The sequence below is a fragment of the Chitinibacter sp. S2-10 genome (assembly GCF_046530675.1).
In the GTDB taxonomy this organism is placed as follows: Bacteria; Pseudomonadota; Gammaproteobacteria; order Burkholderiales; family Chitinibacteraceae; genus Chitinibacter.
This window is the reverse complement of the sequence record NZ_CP172558.1, coordinates 1,917,598-1,936,428: the sequence shown is the minus strand read 5'-3', so window position 1 is coordinate 1,936,428 and position 18,831 is coordinate 1,917,598. Positions and strand designations below refer to the sequence as shown.

The 18,831-nt window shown below is 48.8% G+C and carries 21 protein-coding genes and 1 pseudogene; 6 read left to right on the top strand and 16 right to left on the bottom strand.

Annotated elements, in window-relative coordinates; genetic code table 11:
• Positions 1–34 precede the first annotated feature (34 nt).
• Positions 35–447, top strand: a pseudogene (locus tag ACG2XO_RS09225) (lecithin retinol acyltransferase family protein).
• A gap of 13 nt (positions 448–460) precedes the next feature.
• Here the strand turns inward: ACG2XO_RS09225 and ACG2XO_RS09220 are convergent.
• On the bottom strand, positions 461–823 hold the full coding sequence (locus ACG2XO_RS09220) for a helix-turn-helix domain-containing protein (RefSeq protein WP_410497687.1): 363 nt from the start codon (positions 821–823) through the stop codon (positions 461–463).
• Between the two features lie 145 nt (positions 824–968).
• Here ACG2XO_RS09220 and ACG2XO_RS09215 point away from each other — a divergent pair, with 145 nt between their 5' ends.
• On the top strand, positions 969–1,988 hold the full coding sequence (locus tag ACG2XO_RS09215) for a toxin-antitoxin system YwqK family antitoxin (RefSeq protein ID WP_410497686.1): 1,020 nt from the start codon (positions 969–971) through the stop codon (positions 1,986–1,988).
• Positions 1,989–2,038: 50 nt separating this feature from the next.
• Positions 2,039–2,728, top strand: coding sequence for a GTPase (locus ACG2XO_RS09210; protein ID WP_410497685.1), 690 nt, complete (start codon positions 2,039–2,041; stop codon positions 2,726–2,728).
• Positions 2,729–2,943: 215 nt separating this feature from the next.
• On the opposite strand, the gene ACG2XO_RS09205 is transcribed toward ACG2XO_RS09210, so the two are convergent.
• From ACG2XO_RS09205 to ACG2XO_RS09180, 6 genes are all read right to left on the bottom strand, one after another.
• A complete protein-coding gene (locus tag ACG2XO_RS09205; RefSeq protein ID WP_410497684.1) occupies positions 2,944–3,681 on the bottom strand; it encodes a ubiquinone/menaquinone biosynthesis methyltransferase in 738 nt (245 codons plus the stop codon).
• Between the two features lie 23 nt (positions 3,682–3,704).
• Positions 3,705–4,604: a nuclease-related domain-containing protein gene (locus tag ACG2XO_RS09200; protein WP_410497683.1), complete on the bottom strand. Its 900-nt coding sequence runs from the start codon at positions 4,602–4,604 to the stop codon at positions 3,705–3,707.
• Between the two features lie 368 nt (positions 4,605–4,972).
• Positions 4,973–5,437 carry a hypothetical protein gene (locus ACG2XO_RS09195; protein ID WP_410497682.1) on the bottom strand — a complete coding sequence of 155 codons (465 nt, stop codon included), beginning with the start codon at positions 5,435–5,437 and terminating at the stop codon, positions 4,973–4,975.
• Entirely contained in the window at positions 5,434–6,411 is a 978-nt protein-coding gene (lspA, locus tag ACG2XO_RS09190) for a signal peptidase II (RefSeq protein ID WP_410497681.1), read from the bottom strand. Before lspA ends, ACG2XO_RS09195 begins: the two co-directional genes overlap by 4 nt.
• On the bottom strand, positions 6,338–6,613 hold the full coding sequence (locus ACG2XO_RS09185; RefSeq protein WP_410497680.1) for a zf-TFIIB domain-containing protein: 276 nt from the start codon (positions 6,611–6,613) through the stop codon (positions 6,338–6,340). The genes lspA and ACG2XO_RS09185 overlap by 74 nt, the downstream gene beginning before the upstream one ends.
• Positions 6,614–6,623: 10 nt before the next feature.
• A complete protein-coding gene (locus ACG2XO_RS09180) occupies positions 6,624–8,855 on the bottom strand; it encodes a heavy metal translocating P-type ATPase (RefSeq protein ID WP_410497679.1) in 2,232 nt (743 codons plus the stop codon).
• A gap of 78 nt (positions 8,856–8,933) precedes the next feature.
• Here ACG2XO_RS09180 and cadR point away from each other — a divergent pair, with 78 nt between their 5' ends.
• On the top strand, positions 8,934–9,368 hold the full coding sequence (cadR, locus tag ACG2XO_RS09175; RefSeq protein ID WP_410497678.1) for a Cd(II)/Pb(II)-responsive transcriptional regulator: 435 nt from the start codon (positions 8,934–8,936) through the stop codon (positions 9,366–9,368).
• 15 nt (positions 9,369–9,383) lie between these two features.
• Here cadR and ACG2XO_RS09170 read toward each other — a convergent pair whose 3' ends face one another.
• The 8 genes from ACG2XO_RS09170 to ACG2XO_RS09135 form a co-directional block, all read right to left on the bottom strand.
• Entirely contained in the window at positions 9,384–10,157 is a 774-nt protein-coding gene (locus ACG2XO_RS09170; protein WP_410497677.1) for a YkgJ family cysteine cluster protein, read from the bottom strand.
• A gap of 3 nt (positions 10,158–10,160) precedes the next feature.
• A complete protein-coding gene (locus ACG2XO_RS09165) occupies positions 10,161–10,649 on the bottom strand; it encodes a YchJ family protein (protein ID WP_410497676.1) in 489 nt (162 codons plus the stop codon).
• A gap of 127 nt (positions 10,650–10,776) precedes the next feature.
• Positions 10,777–11,433, bottom strand: a complete 657-nt coding sequence (locus tag ACG2XO_RS09160) for a DsbA family protein (protein WP_410497675.1) — start codon at positions 11,431–11,433, stop codon at positions 10,777–10,779.
• Positions 11,430–11,861, bottom strand: a complete 432-nt coding sequence (locus tag ACG2XO_RS09155) for a disulfide bond formation protein B (RefSeq protein WP_410497674.1) — start codon at positions 11,859–11,861, stop codon at positions 11,430–11,432. Before ACG2XO_RS09155 ends, ACG2XO_RS09160 begins: the two co-directional genes overlap by 4 nt.
• A 94-nt stretch (positions 11,862–11,955) precedes the next feature.
• Positions 11,956–12,177 carry a hypothetical protein gene (locus ACG2XO_RS09150; RefSeq protein ID WP_410497673.1) on the bottom strand — a complete coding sequence of 74 codons (222 nt, stop codon included), beginning with the start codon at positions 12,175–12,177 and terminating at the stop codon, positions 11,956–11,958.
• A gap of 45 nt (positions 12,178–12,222) precedes the next feature.
• Positions 12,223–12,597 carry a hypothetical protein gene (locus ACG2XO_RS09145; protein WP_410497672.1) on the bottom strand — a complete coding sequence of 125 codons (375 nt, stop codon included), beginning with the start codon at positions 12,595–12,597 and terminating at the stop codon, positions 12,223–12,225.
• A 483-nt stretch (positions 12,598–13,080) separates the two neighbouring features.
• Positions 13,081–14,145, bottom strand: coding sequence for a histidinol-phosphate transaminase (gene hisC, locus ACG2XO_RS09140; RefSeq protein ID WP_410497671.1), 1,065 nt, complete (start codon positions 14,143–14,145; stop codon positions 13,081–13,083).
• Positions 14,146–14,295: 150 nt separating this feature from the next.
• On the bottom strand, positions 14,296–15,663 hold the full coding sequence (locus ACG2XO_RS09135; RefSeq protein WP_410497670.1) for a tyrosine-type recombinase/integrase: 1,368 nt from the start codon (positions 15,661–15,663) through the stop codon (positions 14,296–14,298).
• Positions 15,664–15,955: 292 nt separating this feature from the next.
• Here ACG2XO_RS09135 and hisC (ACG2XO_RS09130) point away from each other — a divergent pair, with 292 nt between their 5' ends.
• Positions 15,956–17,014: a histidinol-phosphate transaminase gene (hisC, locus tag ACG2XO_RS09130; protein WP_410497669.1), complete on the top strand. Its 1,059-nt coding sequence runs from the start codon at positions 15,956–15,958 to the stop codon at positions 17,012–17,014.
• 143 nt (positions 17,015–17,157) lie between these two features.
• On the top strand, positions 17,158–17,856 hold the full coding sequence (gene aqpZ / locus ACG2XO_RS09125; protein WP_410497668.1) for an aquaporin Z: 699 nt from the start codon (positions 17,158–17,160) through the stop codon (positions 17,854–17,856).
• A gap of 54 nt (positions 17,857–17,910) precedes the next feature.
• On the opposite strand, the gene ACG2XO_RS09120 is transcribed toward aqpZ, so the two are convergent.
• On the bottom strand, positions 17,911–18,813 hold the full coding sequence (locus ACG2XO_RS09120) for a DMT family transporter (RefSeq protein WP_410497667.1): 903 nt from the start codon (positions 18,811–18,813) through the stop codon (positions 17,911–17,913).
• Between the last annotated feature and the right edge of the window lie 18 nt (positions 18,814–18,831).

Here is an 18,831-nt window from a genome sequence, read left to right as displayed (position 1 = left end):
TTTGTCGTCTGTTCATTTCGCAAAGGAATTCATCATGCAAAAAGGCGATCATCTGATTTCTGCCCGCAATGGCTATTCCCATCACGGTCTTTATATTGGTTGCGATCAAGTGATTCACTATTCAGGTTCATCTTTGGGTCGATTTGACACCGGGGTGATTGAAATTGTTGATTTGATTTGGCGACGTTTTGCCAAGGCAATGGCTGCACTGTGCAAACGTACCCGTTCCGGGCTTATCGCCATGAAGAGAGTGTCGAGCGCGCGAAATCGCGCCTTGGTGAAGATTGGTACAACGTGTTGCTGAATAACTGCGAACACTTTGTCACGTGGTGCATTCAAGGCTTGCCCAGCAGCAGGCAGGTCAACCGTGTCATTTTACCCTGCGTTTTGGGAGCCTTGATTGGCGTCACTGCTGCGCACTGGGGGCTGTTACGGCGCGGTGATTGAAATGAAAATGGCCTCATTGGCTTGATTTGCGTGAGGCCGCAAATCGGTTTGCCAAGGTTTCAATGACCAATACCAGCGCTTGTCGGTCTTCATCTTGTAGCGGTGCCAACAAGTTAGCCAAGTGTTGTGCCTGACCGGTGCTATGGGGATTGAGTCCTTGAATCATCGCTGTTGCATCACAATCAAAGATCTCAGCCAGCTCCATCAATCGCTCGATGGTAGGCGACACCAACCCACGTTCGATCCGTGAAATGGCTTCATTGCCAATCCCGAGTTTTTCAGCGACCTGCTCTTGAGTCAAGCCGCTTGCCAGCCGATGTTGGGCGATCAATCGACCGGTTTCTTTATTCAGTTGTTTGGCATCAAAGCGAGGCATTGTTGTGTCTCCGATTCAACCTTAATAGTTGCCCAACAACCTGTTGACAGGAAGAGTAATTAAGGTTGAAACTCAACTCAAAAGGTTGTCAATTATCCAGTCAGCTGAAATTCTCAATCTTCTTCGTTAAATTTAAGGAGTCCGTATGCGCAAGAATAAGAAATTATGGGCAAGTGCAGTATTGTTGCCTGCCGTGATCATGCTTAGTGGATGTTTCTCGAAAACTGATTGCAATGATTCGACTAACAAGGAAACGGCTCTGAACATCATTGCCGCAGAGCTTGGGAAATCAAAGTGGTTTCGTGAAATGAAACTGGGCATGAGTGAATCATTTTCTTTGGAAAATATTCGGATGAGCAGCCAAAGTGAAAATGGTGAATCTGCCAGCTGCCAAGCCGATTACACGTTCACTTACAACGGCAAATCCAAATCATTTAGTGTCGATTACGACCTAAATTATCTGCAAGACAAAGGTATCGCCGAGGTCAGCGTGTATACCGCACCATTGCAGGCTCAGCTTATCGGCTTGGCGACGACTGAAGCACCGATCAAAAATGGTGAAGATATTCGTCTTGATCCTGCATCAGGCCAGCCTCTTGCCAAATATTTTTGGAAAGATAATCAATTGGATGGCATTGCAGAACTTTATGACCCTAATACGCATGCGCTAACAGCACAGATCAATTATGTAAATGGTAAAAAATCCGGCGTAGAAAAAGGTTGGGCGCCTGATGGCCGCCAGCAGCTTGTCGAGCTCAATTGGATCGACGGTAAAGCGACTGGTTACGAGAAAAAATTCTTTGATGGAAAGCTAGTCGCTGACATTAGATGGGAAAATGGCTTGCAGACGGGATTTCGTTCCGATTATTTGGGGGGGCATCGCGGTTATGATGAAACAAATTATGACAAAGGTAAAATTGTGGGTGGCGTCAAGAGTTTTGCCTATGACGAATACTCAGGCAAGTATTATCTGACTAGTGAATCTATATATGATGCCAATGGAAATAAAATTAAATTTCGTCGTTTTTCCCAAGATAGTGGCAAAGTATATATCGAAGAAAATTATGATGCGGATGGGAAATCACATGGGATTTTTAGTGAATACAATGAAGATGGCTCTGTAGTATCGGCACGTCACTACGAACATGGAACACTCATTCAGTAATCAATAATATCTATTTTAAATAATAGATCAATGATACCCACCGACCATTCATGGCGGTGGGTATTTTTATGAACAGGCAGAGCTTTGTCTGCAAGGAAAGCGCTATGTCGACCACTATCTCACACGGCATCTATAACAGTGCACTCTTCAAAAAAGCCTATTGGCAAAGCTTGCGCACTCACATTGACCAGGTGGTCAAGTATCAAGCGGTCGTGGGTTTATTGGGTAAAAGCGAAACCGGCAAATCGACACTCTGCCATGCGCTGCTCGGGCGTGATGTTGATCAGCAGGACACTATCGATCTCAATACCACCAGTCCGCAGGAATTCACACTGGCCTACAAAAACGGCAAAGGTTTGGCTTTGATTGATATGCCGGGTTTCGGGACAACCCGAGATCGTGATCAAGCTGCCCATGATTTCTACATATCGATCTTGCCGGAAATTGATTTGGTCGTGTGGGTCGTCAAAACCAATGATGAACACTGGCAAGCTGATCTGGCCTTCTATCAACGTACCGTGGCGGCCTATTGCCAGCAGCGCCATTTACCGGTGTTGCTGGTTTTGAACGAATTTGACCAAAAAGTCAGCCACAATCATGCAGAACAGCAAAAATACTTGTCGTTGTCTTTCAGCGATAGTAGCGCAGCGTGTTCCGTTTCTGCATTGACTGGTCGTGGTGTCTATCACCTACTGGAATATATTCTGGCGTATTTACCTCAACAACGCTGCCGTTGCTAAAGCATGGCCTTCGACGGCTACGATTGATCAGGCTATCCCGCAAATGCGGGATAGCCTTTCACTGAGAGTTATTTTTTTGCACCATTCTAAAATCAGCAGGCTTAGGCAGATATTGACGCCTTCTATTTGCAAAACCATCAGCATTTCGGCCAAAGCGAACCGTTCCCCATATTGATGGCCGGATTAATTGAGCCACTACAAGCCCAATCTACGTGCTATGGTTTACGCGCAATATGTATAGCAACAATTCCTAGAGAAAGACGTTCAAACTCAATATTTTCAAACCCAAGATTAGACATTTCAATTGCGAGATTTTCAGCGGAAGGGAATTCTCGAATCCCTTTCAGTAAATATTTGTACGCCGATGCATCACCGCTAGTTGCAAGCCATCCAAGCAGCGGCATACAAATCGACATATAGGAAAGATAAGCATTTTGCAAAAACGGCCAGCGAATATTAGATGCTTCCAAAACAATTAATCGCCCTCCTGGCCTCAAGACTCTTAGCGCCTCTTTCAGCACAAGCTGTCGATTACATATTTTTAACGCCAACGAGATTGAATAGGCATCGATACTTTCATCTTCAATCGACGACATCCGCTCAGCATCAAGTTTGAGCAATTTAACGTTATTGGCTCGTACTCCAAACCGTTGCTGCGCCACGCCAAGCATTTTTTCGCTAATATCCGCCGCAGTAATATGCCTATTTTGTTTCGTGATTTGAGGAAGTAATTTAAGAATAATATCGCCAGTTCCCGTCGCTCCATCTAGCAACGTTGACCATTCTTCATCTGCAATACGCTGAGCGACTCTACGCTTCCATAGTCGGTGTATTCCAAAGCTAAACAAGTCGCAAAGCAAATCATATCGAGATGCAATCCGCCCAAACACATCATCATTGAGCTCAGCAAATTCAGCCGCGTTTTCTGGCAATTCAGAGCGCTCGTTCGACATTTGAAATCCTAATTAAGAAGTGGCTATGGGTTCACAAAGAATAGCCCCGAGTGCTCATCCTTCCCACACTCAGCGAAAAACACTTTTTTCTGCTTACGCAGCTTGGCTGGCTCGCCACAGGATTGGCAGAGCGCTTTAATCGCAGTGTTTTTCTCGCAATCCTTGCAGTAGAAGAAATAACTGAACGAGTATCGAATTTCCAGATTATTGCTGCCGCAATGCTTGCAGGTGTGTTTCGGTGCTGTGTCTGCTAAGGCTGCCGGGGCTGTATTGGCTATCTCTGTTATTGGTTGTTCTACGACTTCATGTTCTGAGATTGTTTTGGTCAGTGGCTTGTTGATGCTCTTGAGGAAGGCCGCAATTTTCTGACGATTATCGAGAGATAGTTCCAGGCTCTTCTGAGCTGCTTTGGTCTGATTTGCTGTGACGATTTTATCGGCAACTTGGTCTGCCTTGCAGACTCCGGCCACAGTTCCAGATTGCGGCCAAATGATCACACCATCATCGGAAATCGCAACATAGAGATCAATTGGGAACTTGGAAAAAAACTCCTCGTTCTTGGAAGCTTTACCCAATACGTCCCGGAAAAATTTTTCCTGAAGACGTGCCTGCGTTATTGGAGATGCCATACCCTTGGATTGGTTAGCACCGAACCACCGAATCCATTGCCCGTCATCTTTGATCTGAATTTTGCCGTGAACGCTTTTACTCTCGACGATGGACAGGCCATGAGAATGGATTACAAGATGGTCAATTTGGGCTGCATCGCCATCGGCTTCAATCCGAATGCCGTTCAAAACAAGGATCTCTGGATCGTTACCAAAAAAACGCTTCAGGTAGAAGGCCATCTTTTCTTCGGCAGCGCGGCCAGATCTGGCAAATTTGTCATCTGATTGAAACGGATCCAACTCTTTATAAATCACGACAGACTCTCGAAAGCTATTGTTGTTTTGCCGATTTTACGCGAAATGCATGGTCATGGGCTTTTCACGGTGGGATAAAATCCACACAAACGCAACTGAGAGGGCTTGCTCGTAGGGTTTAGCCTAAGTGGCCGCTTTGGCCGACGTGTCGATGCAGAGGCAGTAAAAACGAAAGGCCGCAAACCATCAGGTAGCGGCCTTCAATATTTTGGCGTTACTCCACGGTTGCTCGGCCTAAGCGGCCACTTGAGATTCTTTTGAGCGTAAATAATTTACCAGATGGTGCTCATTAACTGCATTACCAATACAGCAATGCCACGATAGGCGTGAGTTCGCAGAAAAATAGGCCCAAACCATCAAAGCAATATTTATCCCAGATTGACTAGCATAGAAAATTCTGAAGACACATCCCCTGACAATGTTTTCAGAAAACGCCTAGTCGGGCCAGATAACTTCAAACTTGAACCAAACTCGGCAAGTTCAATAAGTCGTGCATGATTCATCAAAATCGACTGCTGATAAACCTGGTCATTTTTATTGGTGCTGACAGGGGTTTTTGGCGTTGGCGTTTTGGTTTTAGCCAGTTGATGCAAACGCTGCAAATCTTGTTGCCGTTTACGCACTTCTGCCTTAGCAAGACGCTTCAAGTTTGGGTTGCTACCTTGATATGAACTGGAAGTCATGATCGCATGCTGCAAGGTGACCGACAGTGCATCAATCAGAATGGCTTCGCTCTGCAGCTGCACAGGCCGACGAAGTATCTCATCGCTTGCCACTGCAAGATAGCTGTTCAATAAGCCGAAAATAAACACAAAGAAGTGGCGAAGTTTCATTTGCTGATTCTATATTTTTCTTGATTTGTGATTGCTGAAATACCCATGAGCAGAGCACCGAATACCACAAAAATGTCCGCTAGATTGAAAGCTGGCCAATGCCACGTCTGCCAGTAGAAATCAAGGTAATCGACGACCGCGCCGATCCTGATTCTGTCGACGACATTCCCTAGTGCCCCGCCAATAATCAAGATATACGAGACCGTTTCAGATCGACTTTTCACGCCGCGCCAAAGCAAGTACAGCAAATAGAAGCAGATTATGCCCGCAAGAATCGTAAAGAAATGCCGCTGCCAGCCTCCAGCTTCAGCTAGAAATGAAAATGCTGCACCTGGGTTTAATACATGCACCCAATTAAACCAAGGAGTGACGGCCATACTCCCCCCCAATGGTAATACGGATGCGGTGCTGATCTTGATGGCTTGATCAAACAAAGTCAGCAGGCTAGCCAGAAAAACCCAAACCAGAAATAAGGGTTTGGAACTAAACATCATGTTTAAATGAGGGGCAGATTCATCGAAAGCTGCAGAATGAGTGTTGTTCATATTCAATATCGGTTGTAGTTCTTGAGGGATGGGCATAGGTGCAAATGCATTCACATTGGCGCGCCCTGTATTTCCTTGCGGCAAGCGTCCTGTAGCATGCCCCAGCGGAGTGAGAAAAATGCGCCAAACTTGCCCGCGCACTTCCGGCCAGTTTTTCTGGCAGAAAGCAGTTTGCAGCATCAAAAAATGCACGGTCCAATGCCGTAGCAGATCCTGCTGGCCAAGAATATGTGCATGCTCCAGATGGTAAAACGCAGTTAAAAAATCACCATTCTTCAGTGCTTCTTTGGCCAATGAAACTACCTGATCAAATTTCTGTTTGAGCAAAAAATTGGGCGTCATTTTGGCACTTAAATTAATCAAATAGTTCTTTCCAAATGGACTTGGGCTGGTGTTTTTTGCCATAACCATGATCGCGATTTGACTCATGATGACCATGCGATGTGGTTTGTTGGTAACTGGGTTTTTCAACTGTCGCCGCCTGTACGGCACCATTCAAGGAACGCTCGATAATTTTGTCCAGCTCGCCACGATCCAGCCAAACACCGCGACATTGGGGGCAATAATCGATTTCAATACCTTGGCGTTCACTCATGACCAAACGCTCTGTTTTGCAAACTGGGCAATCCATTTTCCTACTCCTATTTACGCAATAAACGCAGACCATTGGCAACCACCAAGAGGCTGGCACCAACATCAGCAAAGACGGCCATCCACATCGTGCCGTTACCAGTTAAAGTAAGAACCAAAAAGAACAGTTTAATTCCCAATGCGAGCGCAATGTTTTGCAGCAAAATCGCATGGGTTTTCCGTGAAAGCTGAACAAAACGTGGCAGTTTGCGCAAATCATCGTCCATCAGTGCAACATCAGCGGTTTCAATAGCGGTTCCCGTGCCCGCTGCGCCCATTGCAAAGCCAATGTCTGCGCGCGCCAAGGCGGGGGCGTCGTTGATGCCGTCGCCGACCATACCGACTTTGCCGCTGGACGCCGCCAGTTTTTCTTCAATCAATTTGAGTTTGTCAGCGGGTAAAAGATCGCCCCGTGCTTCGTCGATGCCGACCTGATCGGCAATCGCTCGCGCCGTGTGCGCGTTGTCGCCCGTCAGCATAATGGTTTTAACGCCCAGCGCATGCAGCTCGGCAATCGCCTGACGACTGCTGTCTTTGACCGTATCGGCGACGGCGAATAGCGCCATCACACCCGCTTCATTGGCGAGCAGAATCACCGTTTTTCCTTGTCGTTCCAGTGTAAACAACTGCGCTTCCAGCTCGGCAGAACACCAGCCTAATTCATGGATCAGCCGATGATTACCCAGATGATATGGTTGACCATTGATGATGCCCTTGGTGCCGCGCCCAGCCAGTGCCTCAAAGTCGCTGACATTTTGCACTGCGATGTCTTTTGCGGCCTGTGCAACTGCGCGTGAAACGGGGTGGTCAGAACGGCTGGCGAGGCTGGCGGCGAGGCGGTGTACTTCGGCCTTATCGTGCGACCCCATCACGATGAAATCGGTTTGCACTGGCTTGCCATGCGTGATCGTTCCAGTTTTATCAAATGCAAGCCAAGCCAGCTTGCGGCCTTCCTCCAGATACACGCCGCCCTTGACTAGAATCCCTTGGCGCGCTGCTTTGGCCAGACCACTGACTATCGTCACCGGCGTTGAAATGACCAAGGCACACGGGCATGCGATGACCAGCAAAACAAGCGCCTTATAAATCCACGCCAACCAATCGCCACCCCACATCAGCGGTGGCACGATGGCGACGCCAAGCGCGATTGCAAACACAATCGGCGTATAAACGCGGGCAAACTGATCGACAAAACGCTGTGTCGGTGCTCGTGCGCCTTGCGCGGCCTCAATCGCATGGATAATCCGCGCCAACGTACTATCGCCTGCGGCGGCGGTGACCGTGTATTCAAACGAGCCCGATTCATTGATCGTTCCGGCAAAAACCGCATCGCCGATGGTTTTTTCAACTGGCAGGCTTTCTCCGGTAATCGGTGCCTGATTGACACTCGATTGCCCGCTGACGATGACACCATCCAGTGCGATTTTTTCGCCCGGCTTGACGCGTACTCGCGCTTGCGTTGCGACCGACTTGGCCGCGACGTCCAGCCAGCTACCATCAGCTTGCTGCACGGTCGCCAGCTCAGGGGTCAATTGCATCAGGCCAGAAATGGCATTGTGCGCACGGTCTAGCGATTTGGCTTCGATGAGTTCGGCAATCGTAAACAGCACCATGACCATTGCCGCTTCTGGCCATTGGCCAATCAGCAATGCCCCCGTAACGGCAATACTCATCAGCGCATTGATATTCAGATTGCCATTACGAATCGCGACCCAGCCTTTTTTATACGTAGTCAGCCCGCAAGCCAGCACGGCTATGATCGCCAACGCTGCAATACTCCACTGGGGTAATTCGCTCCAGTGCGCTATTTCCGAAGCGACAGCTGAAATACCCGCCAATGCCAATGGCCACCACGGTTTAGCTGGTTCTTCGACGGCGACAGACTCATCGCCCAATTCGGGCGTAAAACCCAGCGAGCGAATGGCTTCGAGTATGGCATCGAGGCGATCAGGCTCGTGCGTGACCGTCAGTACGCGCTGCATTAAATTAAACTGCATGCCGCTCACGCCAGCCATATTGCCTAACTTTGTCCGCAACAAGCCTTCTTCGGTCGGGCAATCCATTTGCATAATGCGGATCGGAGTCTGAGTGTCGCCCTGACTGCTTTGTGCGATGGCTATCGGTTTCAAATCCACGGTAGCATGCTGAGCTGCTTGCTGATGGCCGCCGCAACACGATGGCGTGCAAGATTTTGCCTCTCCCTTATAGTGTGACGGGCCTTGCACGTTCTGATACTTGGACATGGTTGATTCCTCAAGCTATGATGCACATCATTAAAAATCCTAAAGTAACTACAGGGTCAAGTCCTTTTTGGAGTCTTTATGAAAATCGGTGAGCTGGCGCAGATCGCACAATGTTCGGTTGAAACAATCCGTTTTTATGAAAAAGAAGGCCTACTACCCGCACCAGCCCGAACTACCGGCAATTTCCGCAGCTACAACGCCAAACACGCCGAGCGTTTGCGGTTTATCCGCAATTGCCGCGCACTCGATATGAGCCATGAGGAAATCCATACCTTGCTGCGGCTGGCAGATCAGCCCGTTGAGGGCTGCAGTGCCATCAATTCAGTCTTTGACCAACATATCCAGCATGTTGAGGTACGAATCAAAGAATTGGAGCAACTGAAACAGCAACTGGCCGAGCTACGCCAGCAATGCCAGACCGAGCAAGCCGCTCATCCGTGCGGCATTTTGCAAGGCTTGGCGGAGATGACGATTGAGTCCAAGCCAGACAAAAAGCACACGCACTTAGGTTAAGAATCTCCTCCACAGTCACTTGCCTTCGCTTGGACGGTTGGCCAAAAAATTCATTTCTTTCTCCCAGCAGAGATAGCGTTGGTGATACTCAGCGAGATCCTTTTTTTCTTGCGTTTGAGCCATGAACTGCCTGAGCACCGAGAGTTGTTTCTCGGCAATATGCTGCGCTGCGGCTGGCCGCGTCGCAGTTAAAAAAGACGATAAACTGGTGATGATCTGGCCTGACTTTGCTTTCAGAGATGCTTGCGCCAAGCTATTTACAATCATTGGTGAATATTTCAGCGTGTAATCTGCATATCTGCGAATCGTTGGCACATCCGATAACAAGGCTTGCCGTTCCAAATCAAAGTCCACGCGATCAATTATTTTTTTGTTTTGAAAAACAATCGGGGCAGAATCCGATGTATCGCACTCGAACCCCGCAGGAAACTTAAACACTTCGGCTTGATATTGCTCTTCTCGATATGGCGAGAATGGCATTGAGCGGCAGCGTAAAGGCTTGTTGGTATGGATGTTACATAGCTTGTCGGCACGTAAAGCAGGGCAGGAAAACGACGGTGGAATATAAGCTATCGCACTGACAATCACTGCCAATGAATGCTTTTTATCCAGCTTGATCGTGATGCCGAGCTGCTCCGCCATATTGAAGTCTTTGTGTCCTGATCGCAAAGGCGTCCAGATAAATGCTAATGGAAAACGATCTGCGTGCACAAAGGCATCATTTAATGAGAGCCAGACTTGGCCATTACAACATTTGCCGCAAGACGTGCAATTGAAATGGAGCGCCATGATTTACATTTGATCTTGGGTCGTGCCGCAACATTTTTTGGCTTTCTTCCCTGAGCCGCATAAACACGGATCATTACGCCCCACTTTATTGACGTGGCGCTGCGGAATATGCGGATTCAAATCACCACTAACATAGAACCATTGGCCATTTTCACGCCGAAAACTGGCCAACTCAGCTTGAATCATTTCTTTTTGATCACGTCGAAAGCGAATGGCAAATTCGACCTGCGCATGATCGCCTTCTTCTTTCGCATTGCGAATTTCCAAGCCTCGCCATTCACAGCTAGTCGCCAAATGTTCAGCTTCTGCTCGGTTAAAATCCGCCTTAATTTCTGGCGCATGCGTCCGCTCAACATGATCAAGCTGCTGAGTTGCAAAGGCAGTATAGCGAGAACGCATAAGGGCTTCTGCCGTGGGCGCTGGCGCACCAGCAATAATGGGCGCGCAGCACTCTGCGAGATCTTTTTTGGAACCACAAGGACATTGAGACATTGAAGCATTCCTATCTTGATGTTATTTGTGATGGGTATATTCTTAAACCGTTTAAAATATATGGCTTAGATAAATATACCCACAGTGCGTAGTAGAAAATGTAAAACAGTTTTCTGGCTCGATCCCGTTATTTTGGATACGCAAGAACAACTTCCGATTGCACTAATTCGTTAAATGCATCAGCCCCAAACTTCGTGAGCGGCTTGCTGTTTACAAAAAAACTGGGGGTTTTTTGGACTTTTAGCGTGACCACATCGGCGGCATCCTGTGCAAGACGAGCGGCGATTTGCGGGCTGTTCATATCTTGCTTGGCTTTTTCAACATCCAGCCCCACTTGCGCGAGTGCATTCCAAATCAGCTCAGGTTGAGGCGCGCCATGCGCCGCCCATTCTGGCTGTGCCGCCAGTACCGCCTCTACCGATTCCCAATATTTACCCTGCAAGCGGGTCGCTTCTAGTGCTTTAGCGACGTAATCAGACCCTTGATGGAAGGTGGCATAGCGCAAGGTGAGTTTGACTTTGTCACCGTTGAAATTGACTGTGTTTTTGACGACGGGGTAAAACGCTCGGCAGGCTTCACATGCTGGGTCAAAAAACTCAACAATATGTACTTTGGCGTCTGCGGCACCGATGGATGGCGCACCAAAACGGTTGAGCTCTTGCCTACTGTTTTGGGCAATTTGTTGCTGCTCTTGTTTTTGCTGACTGGTATATACATAAGCACCAAGCGCAAATATCGCGATCAGTGCAATGCTGCTGCCAATAATTAAGGTCGAGCGTTTCATTTTTTTGTACCTTTTTGCACTGCAACCAGCAGCGCGATGAGGATGGAAAAAGCCACTAAAGAGAGCAGTGGAAGGGTGATAAAACCGAATAGGTCAAGTTTCATGTCGGCGCAGGAAACCCCTTGCGAGCAAGGCTGCATCGACTCAGGAATAAAGCCCTTGTAGAGCAAGGTGTGATAAAGCGCGAATAGCCAGCCCCCTATTGCCAGAGGCAACGCATAGCGGGTACATCGAGGATCAAATGGGAACAAAGCGACGGTAAAAACAAATAACAGCGGATACATGAAAATGCGCTGATACCAGCACAGCACGCAGGGCGTCATACCCATCACTTCGCTAAAAAAGAGGCTACCTAAAGTGGAGATAGCGGCAATAAGCCAGCAGGAAAAAATCATATTCCAGTGGGAAGACTGAGTTGGCTGCGTCATGGTTAGGCTCTGGCGGATAGAAAAAATGGTTCTTCAAGCATGTCATCCACACGCCATCCACGATGCGAGGCGATGATCCACATGAATGTAAAAATTAGAATGCGTATTCTTGCTGTTCTTGCGATTGGCGAAAATGAACCGCTTCGCGCCTGCAAAGATTGGATTTGCTCTGAGTTGTCCCGAACAGATTCAACATCCAGCCGCAGTTATTTCCAGCCGCTTGAATCGTTAAAATTGCAGGAACGGTTTGACGCGCACGCAAATGACGCGTGCGAAAAAGATGACGTAATAAGCCAACGATGAGATGTTGAAGCATAGAAATTCCATTTCAGTGATGAATTGCCGTGTTAGACGGACGAAATCAAGCAATGAATTGGAATTTGGGCGGTTTCTTGGCAGGGCTAATGAATACCGAATCAAGCTCGGCTTGAGCGGCGCGCAACCACAAGGAATGGCTCGTGATGCTCAGATTTGAATTGATCGTAAACCACTGGGGAAGATCGTGTGTATGGTCAAAACTGACATGGCCATGTGAGTGGCCTGCGGACTGCAGCTTTTGCACAATTTCATCTTTTTCATAATCACTGACATCCAATGGATTATGAAATTGAAAAGACACTGGCTGATGTGCCATAGACAATGCATTGGATACAGGCAGCCATGCGCAAAACAGCATGATACAAAAGATCACGATCTGCGTTTTACGAAAAGAGGTTGCTCGGTACTGGCTTTGCATTCTCGGATTCTATCGTTATTTAAGTGATCGACTCAAGCCAGATAAACATTTTCGCGAGCGCACTACGTTTCCATAAAGAAGCACTCAGTGGGAGGCATCTTTGTTGTTACAACATTAAGAATCTATCTGAGCTAGAAAAAAGACGACCAGCACTGAGTTCTAGCCTAAGCAGGCACATGCATTTCTTATTGGAAGCCATGTCTGCTTTGGCCGAACAGCACTCACTCGTACTTGGCGATTCAATGTCAGCTAAGCTTGATATTGCTGTCCATCTCGTGGCCCAATATAGCGAGATGTTGTTTTGCCACATTTTCCAGCCTTGATTAAACCCGCGCTAGCAACTCAGATTGAGTGGTCGCAATGTAGTTCTTTTGTAGCAGCTTAAATTGAATGACATAACTGTATGGCCTCAAGAAGCCGTTACAGTCAGTTTTGCCGCTGAAGTTCAACGCCGCTTTGTGAATAGTAGTGATAGAAAAAATCCTATTTCAAAATTTCCTTCAATGCACTAGTAAGTGATTCACATTCTGCATCAGTGCCAATCGAAATTCGCAAAAATTGATCAATGCGTGGCGCCTTGAAATGGCGAACCAGAATCGCGCGTTCACGCAAGGCTAGCGCCAACTGCGCCGCGTCGTGCTTTGGATGGCGGACAAAAACGAAATTGGCTTTCGACGGCAGCACTTCAAAACCCAGTGCTTGCAGATGCGCTATGAGGGTATCTCGGCTGGCGTTAATGGCTGCACAGGTTCGGTTAAAATACCCTGTGTCTTCCATCGCGGCCACAGCACCGGCGAGCGCAACGCGATCCAGCGGATAAGAGTTAAAGCTGTTTTTTACTCGTTCCAAGCCCGCAATTAAATCCACATGGCCAACGGCAAAACCAACGCGCAGACCCGCGAGTGAGCGCGATTTAGACAGCGTTTGTACCACCAGCAAATTGTCGTAGCGGTTTACCAAGCTAATTGCGCTGGTGCCGCCAAAATCAACATAAGCTTCATCAACGACTAGTACTTGATCGGGGTAGGCTTGCAGCAGCGCCTCGATTTTTGCCAGCGGCAGCAAAATACCAGTCGGGGCATTTGGATTGGGGAAAATAATCGCGCCCCCGCCAGTGTAGTCCGCAGTGTCGATTTCAAAGTCGGAGTTCAGTGGTACTGTGCGGTATTCAATGCCATATAGGCCGCAATACACCGGATAAAAACTGTAACTGATGTCGGGGAAGAGTAGCGGTGCGTCGTGCTTAAGCAGCGCTTGAAAAGTATGCGCCAGCACTTCATCCGAGCTATTGCCGACAAATACATTCGCGCGCGTGATGCCGTCCGCGTGATGATAGTGCGCCACAGCGTCTTTGAGTACGTCGCCATTTGGATCGGGATAGAGCCGCAAATGATCGTTCACCGCCTCTCGCATTGCCATAATCGCCTTGGGCGACGGACCATACGGATTTTCATTGGTGTTGAGTTTGATCAGATTAGTGATCTTCGGTTGCTCACCCGGCGTGTACGGCGTAAGGGCGTGTACAACAGGGCTCCAGAAACGGCTCATGGCTTTGATCTTTTGACGTGGGCGAAAGCTGATTTTACCAAGATCCCATGAAATATGAATGCCAGTTTCAGTGAATATGGAAATGAGCGGGGCGTGAAAAATAGATCGGTATGTGCAAGAGCTCATTTTGATTATGAACTCTTGCAAGCTTTAGGCTCTGATGGGTAACGGCCTGATATTTGTGCCAAGGTCGTTAGCAAATACATCGGGGGCAATATATCGACCGTGAGAATTTGCGTCTAAGTAGTCTGCCCACCATTGCAGCATGCGTTGACGTTCGGTCAAATACAGTGCATTGCGTTTATAAATTTGTTCTACTCGATTGCCGCTGCCGCCTTCATGACCAATATGCCGTTCGATAGCATCACGGCTAAAACGATTTGATTCATTAAGCGATGAAACCATCATGGTCCGAAAACCATGCAGACAGATGTCGCTAGCAGTGTTGTACCCTATTTTTTTCAACATATTGTTGACTGTATTTTCACTGATCGGTGTACCTAATTTGCGGCCTTGAAATACAAAAATCGCGTCGCCGTTTAATTTACGCAGCAGCGTAATCAGCTCAATCGCTTGATGAGACAAATAGATGATCCGCTCACGGCGCATTTTTTCACCACGAACAGAGTTTGGGACGCCTTCAACTCCATCACGCTCAGCAGGAATCGTCCATACAGCTTTATCCAAATCAAACTCAGTCCAGCGGGCAAAACGAAACTCGGATGAGCGTGCCCCTGTTAATAAAGCAAACTTGGTGGCCGTTTTGACCGTAACCAAACCTTGGTAAGCATTAATCCGACTCATCAACTCAGCAAGTTCAGATAGCGGCAATGCTGGTCGATTAACCGGCTTGCGCGTTGGAATAGCCCCTTGCAAGTCTAGGGCAGGATTTGTTTTGATCCTTCCAATCTGCACGGCATACCGCATGATCACCGTAATGTATTGGCGATACGCTTTGGCAAGATTGTATGTCCCTCGCTGAGCTACAAGAGTCAGCGGCTGAAGTAGATCATGGGTTTCTAAACTGTCTACGGGACGATGCCCAAGAATCGGAAAAATATCTGCCACGAGGCGTTTCATAATCCGCTCGGCATGGCTAGGGATCCATGTACTGCTCTCAACCTCTTTTTTGTGCCAAGCTCGCGCTACGGCCTCAAAGGTATTTTCTTGCTGATACAGCTCGGCAGCTGCTTTTAGCTCTTTTGCTTTTTTTGCTGTGCTTGGCTCTACTCCATCAGCCAACAGTTCTTTGGCCTTGAGCGCACGAGCTCGGGCATCTGCTAGATCAGGCTTACTTAGATTACATACGCCGAGGGATATGGTTTTTTGCTTCCCCTGATATCGATACGGTAGCTTCCAATAACCAGAATCGCCCATCACCCATAAAGACAATCCAAATCCGCATGCAATTTTACATGGGGGAGACTTCAGCCCTGAGGAGATGTATTCTTGTGCTTCACCTATTTTTTTCTTAAGCGCCAGAACACTTAAATTATCCGATTTTGATATTCCAGCCATCAGTCAAACCCTCTTTTGATGCCCTTTCATTAGCCATTGTTGGTCTAATTGATGGTCTTTTTCAATAAAAAATCACATCAAACCCAATAAAATCAATGCATTGAACACCTAATCGAGTGGCGTGTTGGCACCACAAAAAAACATAAACCCCGAAAGTTCAGGCTTTGCGGGGTTTTTTGTTTTTTACCGAAAAATTTTGCCAATCAGCCCTGAATCTACAACGCTCATTTCATTGCTTCTTGGTAAAATTGTTTTTGCTTTCAGCCAAAGACCCAGCGTCAAGGATCGTCACATGAGCCGCTTCTGGAGCCCCGTTGTTCACACGCTCACCCCCTATACGCCCGGTGAGCAGCCCAAGATCACCAATCTGATCAAACTCAACACCAATGAAAACCCATACGGCCCTTCACCGAAGGCCATCGCGGCGATGCAGGCTGCGGTGAACGATCATTTGCGCCTCTACCCCGATCCGAACGGCGACGCGCTCAAAGACGCGGTGGCAGCCTATTATGATGTGGCTCGCGCCAATGTGTTTGTCGGCAATAGCTCGGATGAAGTGCTGGCGCATACTTTTCAGGCGCTGCTCAAGCACGATAAACCTTTGCTGTTTCCCGATATCAGCTACAGCTTTTATCCGGTGTATTGCGGGCTGTACGGGATTGAATACCGCGCCGTGCCGCTGAATGGTGCATTTGAAATCGACACTGCGGATTATGTCGATGGTGGCGCGATTATTTTCCCCAATCCGAATGCGCCAACCGGCATTCTGATGCCGCTTGAGCAAATCGAAGCCCTGCTCAAGGCGAATCCCGGTCAGGTGCTTGTCGTCGATGAAGCGTATGTCGATTTCGGCGGCGTCAGCGCGATCAGCCTGATCAAACGTTACGACAATCTGCTCGTGGTACAAACGCTATCAAAATCGCGTTCGCTCGCCGGCCTGCGAGTCGGTTTTGCCGTTGGGCACCCTGACTTGATTGCGGGGCTGGAGCGGGTCAAAAACAGTTTCAATTCTTATCCACTGGATCGCGTTGCACTTGCCGGTGCGGTAGCGGCATTTGAGGACAAGGGGTATTTCGATCAAACCTGTGCTGCAATTAACACCAGTCGAGATACCCTGACAGGGCATCTGAAGCAACTGGGTTTTGAGGTTTTGCCATCGAAAGCCAATTTCATTTTCGCCCGTCATCCGGAGCATGACGCAGCCAAATTGGCTCAGGCTTTGCGCGAACGGGCGATTCTGGTTCGCCACTTCAAACAGCCACGGATCGAGCAATTCCTGCGGATTTCAATCGGCACCGATGCCGAATGCACTGCGCTGGTCGACGCATTGACCAGCATTTTGCACGCCTGATCGACATCAGCAACTATTCTGAACCAGACAAGGGCGCTGAATACGGCTCTTGCTAGCGCAACTCAGCGCGAACTTGCATACAGGCTGATGCCGGACTCAGGCAATTTCAGCCCTGTTTTGGTTCATTTGAAAAGGAGCTGAAAATGTTCACCTTGTCACAACGACTTGCTGCCGAGTTTATCGGCACATTCTGGCTGGTACTGGGTGGCTGCGGCAGTGCAGTGCTGGCAGCCACCTTTCCCGAACTGGGAATTGGCTTCACCGGCGTTTCGCTGGCCTTTGGCCTGACTGTCCTCACGATGGCCTTCGCCATTGGTCATATTTCAGGCTGTCATCTGAATCCGGTAGTCTCACTGGGCTTGCTGGTCGCTGGCCGATTTTCACCACAGGAAGTATTACCCTATATGGCCGCGCAGGTGCTGGGCGGCATTGCAGGTGCGGCGGTCATTTACCTGATCGCGTCAGGCAAAGCCGGTTTTGTTGCCGGTGGCTTTGCCAGCAACGGCTTTGATACCCTGTCGCCGGGCGGCTATTCAATGATGGCGGTTTTTGTCTGTGAAGTCGTCATGACTTTCATGTTTCTGCTCATCATTCTGGGCGCCACCGAGCATCGCGCCCCAGCCGGTTTTGCCCCGATTGCGATTGGCCTGGGATTGACGCTGATTCACCTGATTTCGATTCCGGTCAGTAATACGTCGGTCAATCCGGCGCGCAGTCTGGCAGTGGCATTATTTGCCGACACCGCTGCATTATCACAGGTCTGGCTCTTCTGGCTCGCGCCGCTGCTCGGTGCGGCACTGGCAGGTCTGGCGTACAAATGCCTCGCTGCGCCCGCCAAATAATCACAACTCAATGCTCTGGCACCGAAAGCCCGCGCCAGAGCATACCTCCCACACCTATTTAAAGCTAGGCCAATTAAAACCATGCTCTGCGTAATATACCCCAAATAAAATCAAGGCCGCTCCAGTCGCGCCCAGACCGGTAATCCGCTCGCCCAGCACCAGCACCGCAGTCAGCATCGTGATCATCGGAATCAAGTAAATGTAATTACTGGCCTTCACCGCACCGATGATGCCAACGGCTTTATTCCATGCGACATAACACAAAGCCGATGCGACAACACCCAGAAAAACCATATTGCCGCCCTGCACCGGATTGAGCCACAAGCCCAGATCAAGCCGGTAATCCATCAACCATGCCGCAGGCAGCAAAGTCAGAATGCCGTAAAAGAAAACTTGTCGGGTCAGAAACAGATAGCCATAGCGCTGCCCGGCGCGCTTGAGCATCAATGAATAAACCGCCCATGCCGCACCAGCAGAAAGCGCCAGAATGTCGCCCAGTGGGCTGAGCTGCAAAATCACGCTGCCGTTAAACATCACCAGCGCCACACCAGCCAGTGCAATCAGCGAACCGCCGATCAATTTGGCGCTGAGCTTTTCGTCGTGCGTGGTGAAATGGGCAAAAAAAGCCGTCAGCAAGGGGGCCGACGAGACCAGCAAGCCGACGCTGGAGGCCTGCGTGTATTGCAGCGCAATATTTTCGGTCAGAAAATACAGCGTGACGCCAAACAGCCCCAGACCGAAAAAATAAGCCTCTTCGCGCCAGGAAAGACGCCTGAAAACCGGATGGAAAATGGCCAGCAAAGCGTAGGCAAGTACAAAGCGATCCAGCGCGATTTCAACCGGGCTGCGCCATGCCAGCAAAATCTTGGTCGAAACAAAAGTCACGCCCCAGACCAGCACACAAAACAGCACCAGCATGTGCCCGGTCAGGCTGGTATTTTTCCGATCAGAATTCATGCCTTGTCAAAAACCTGT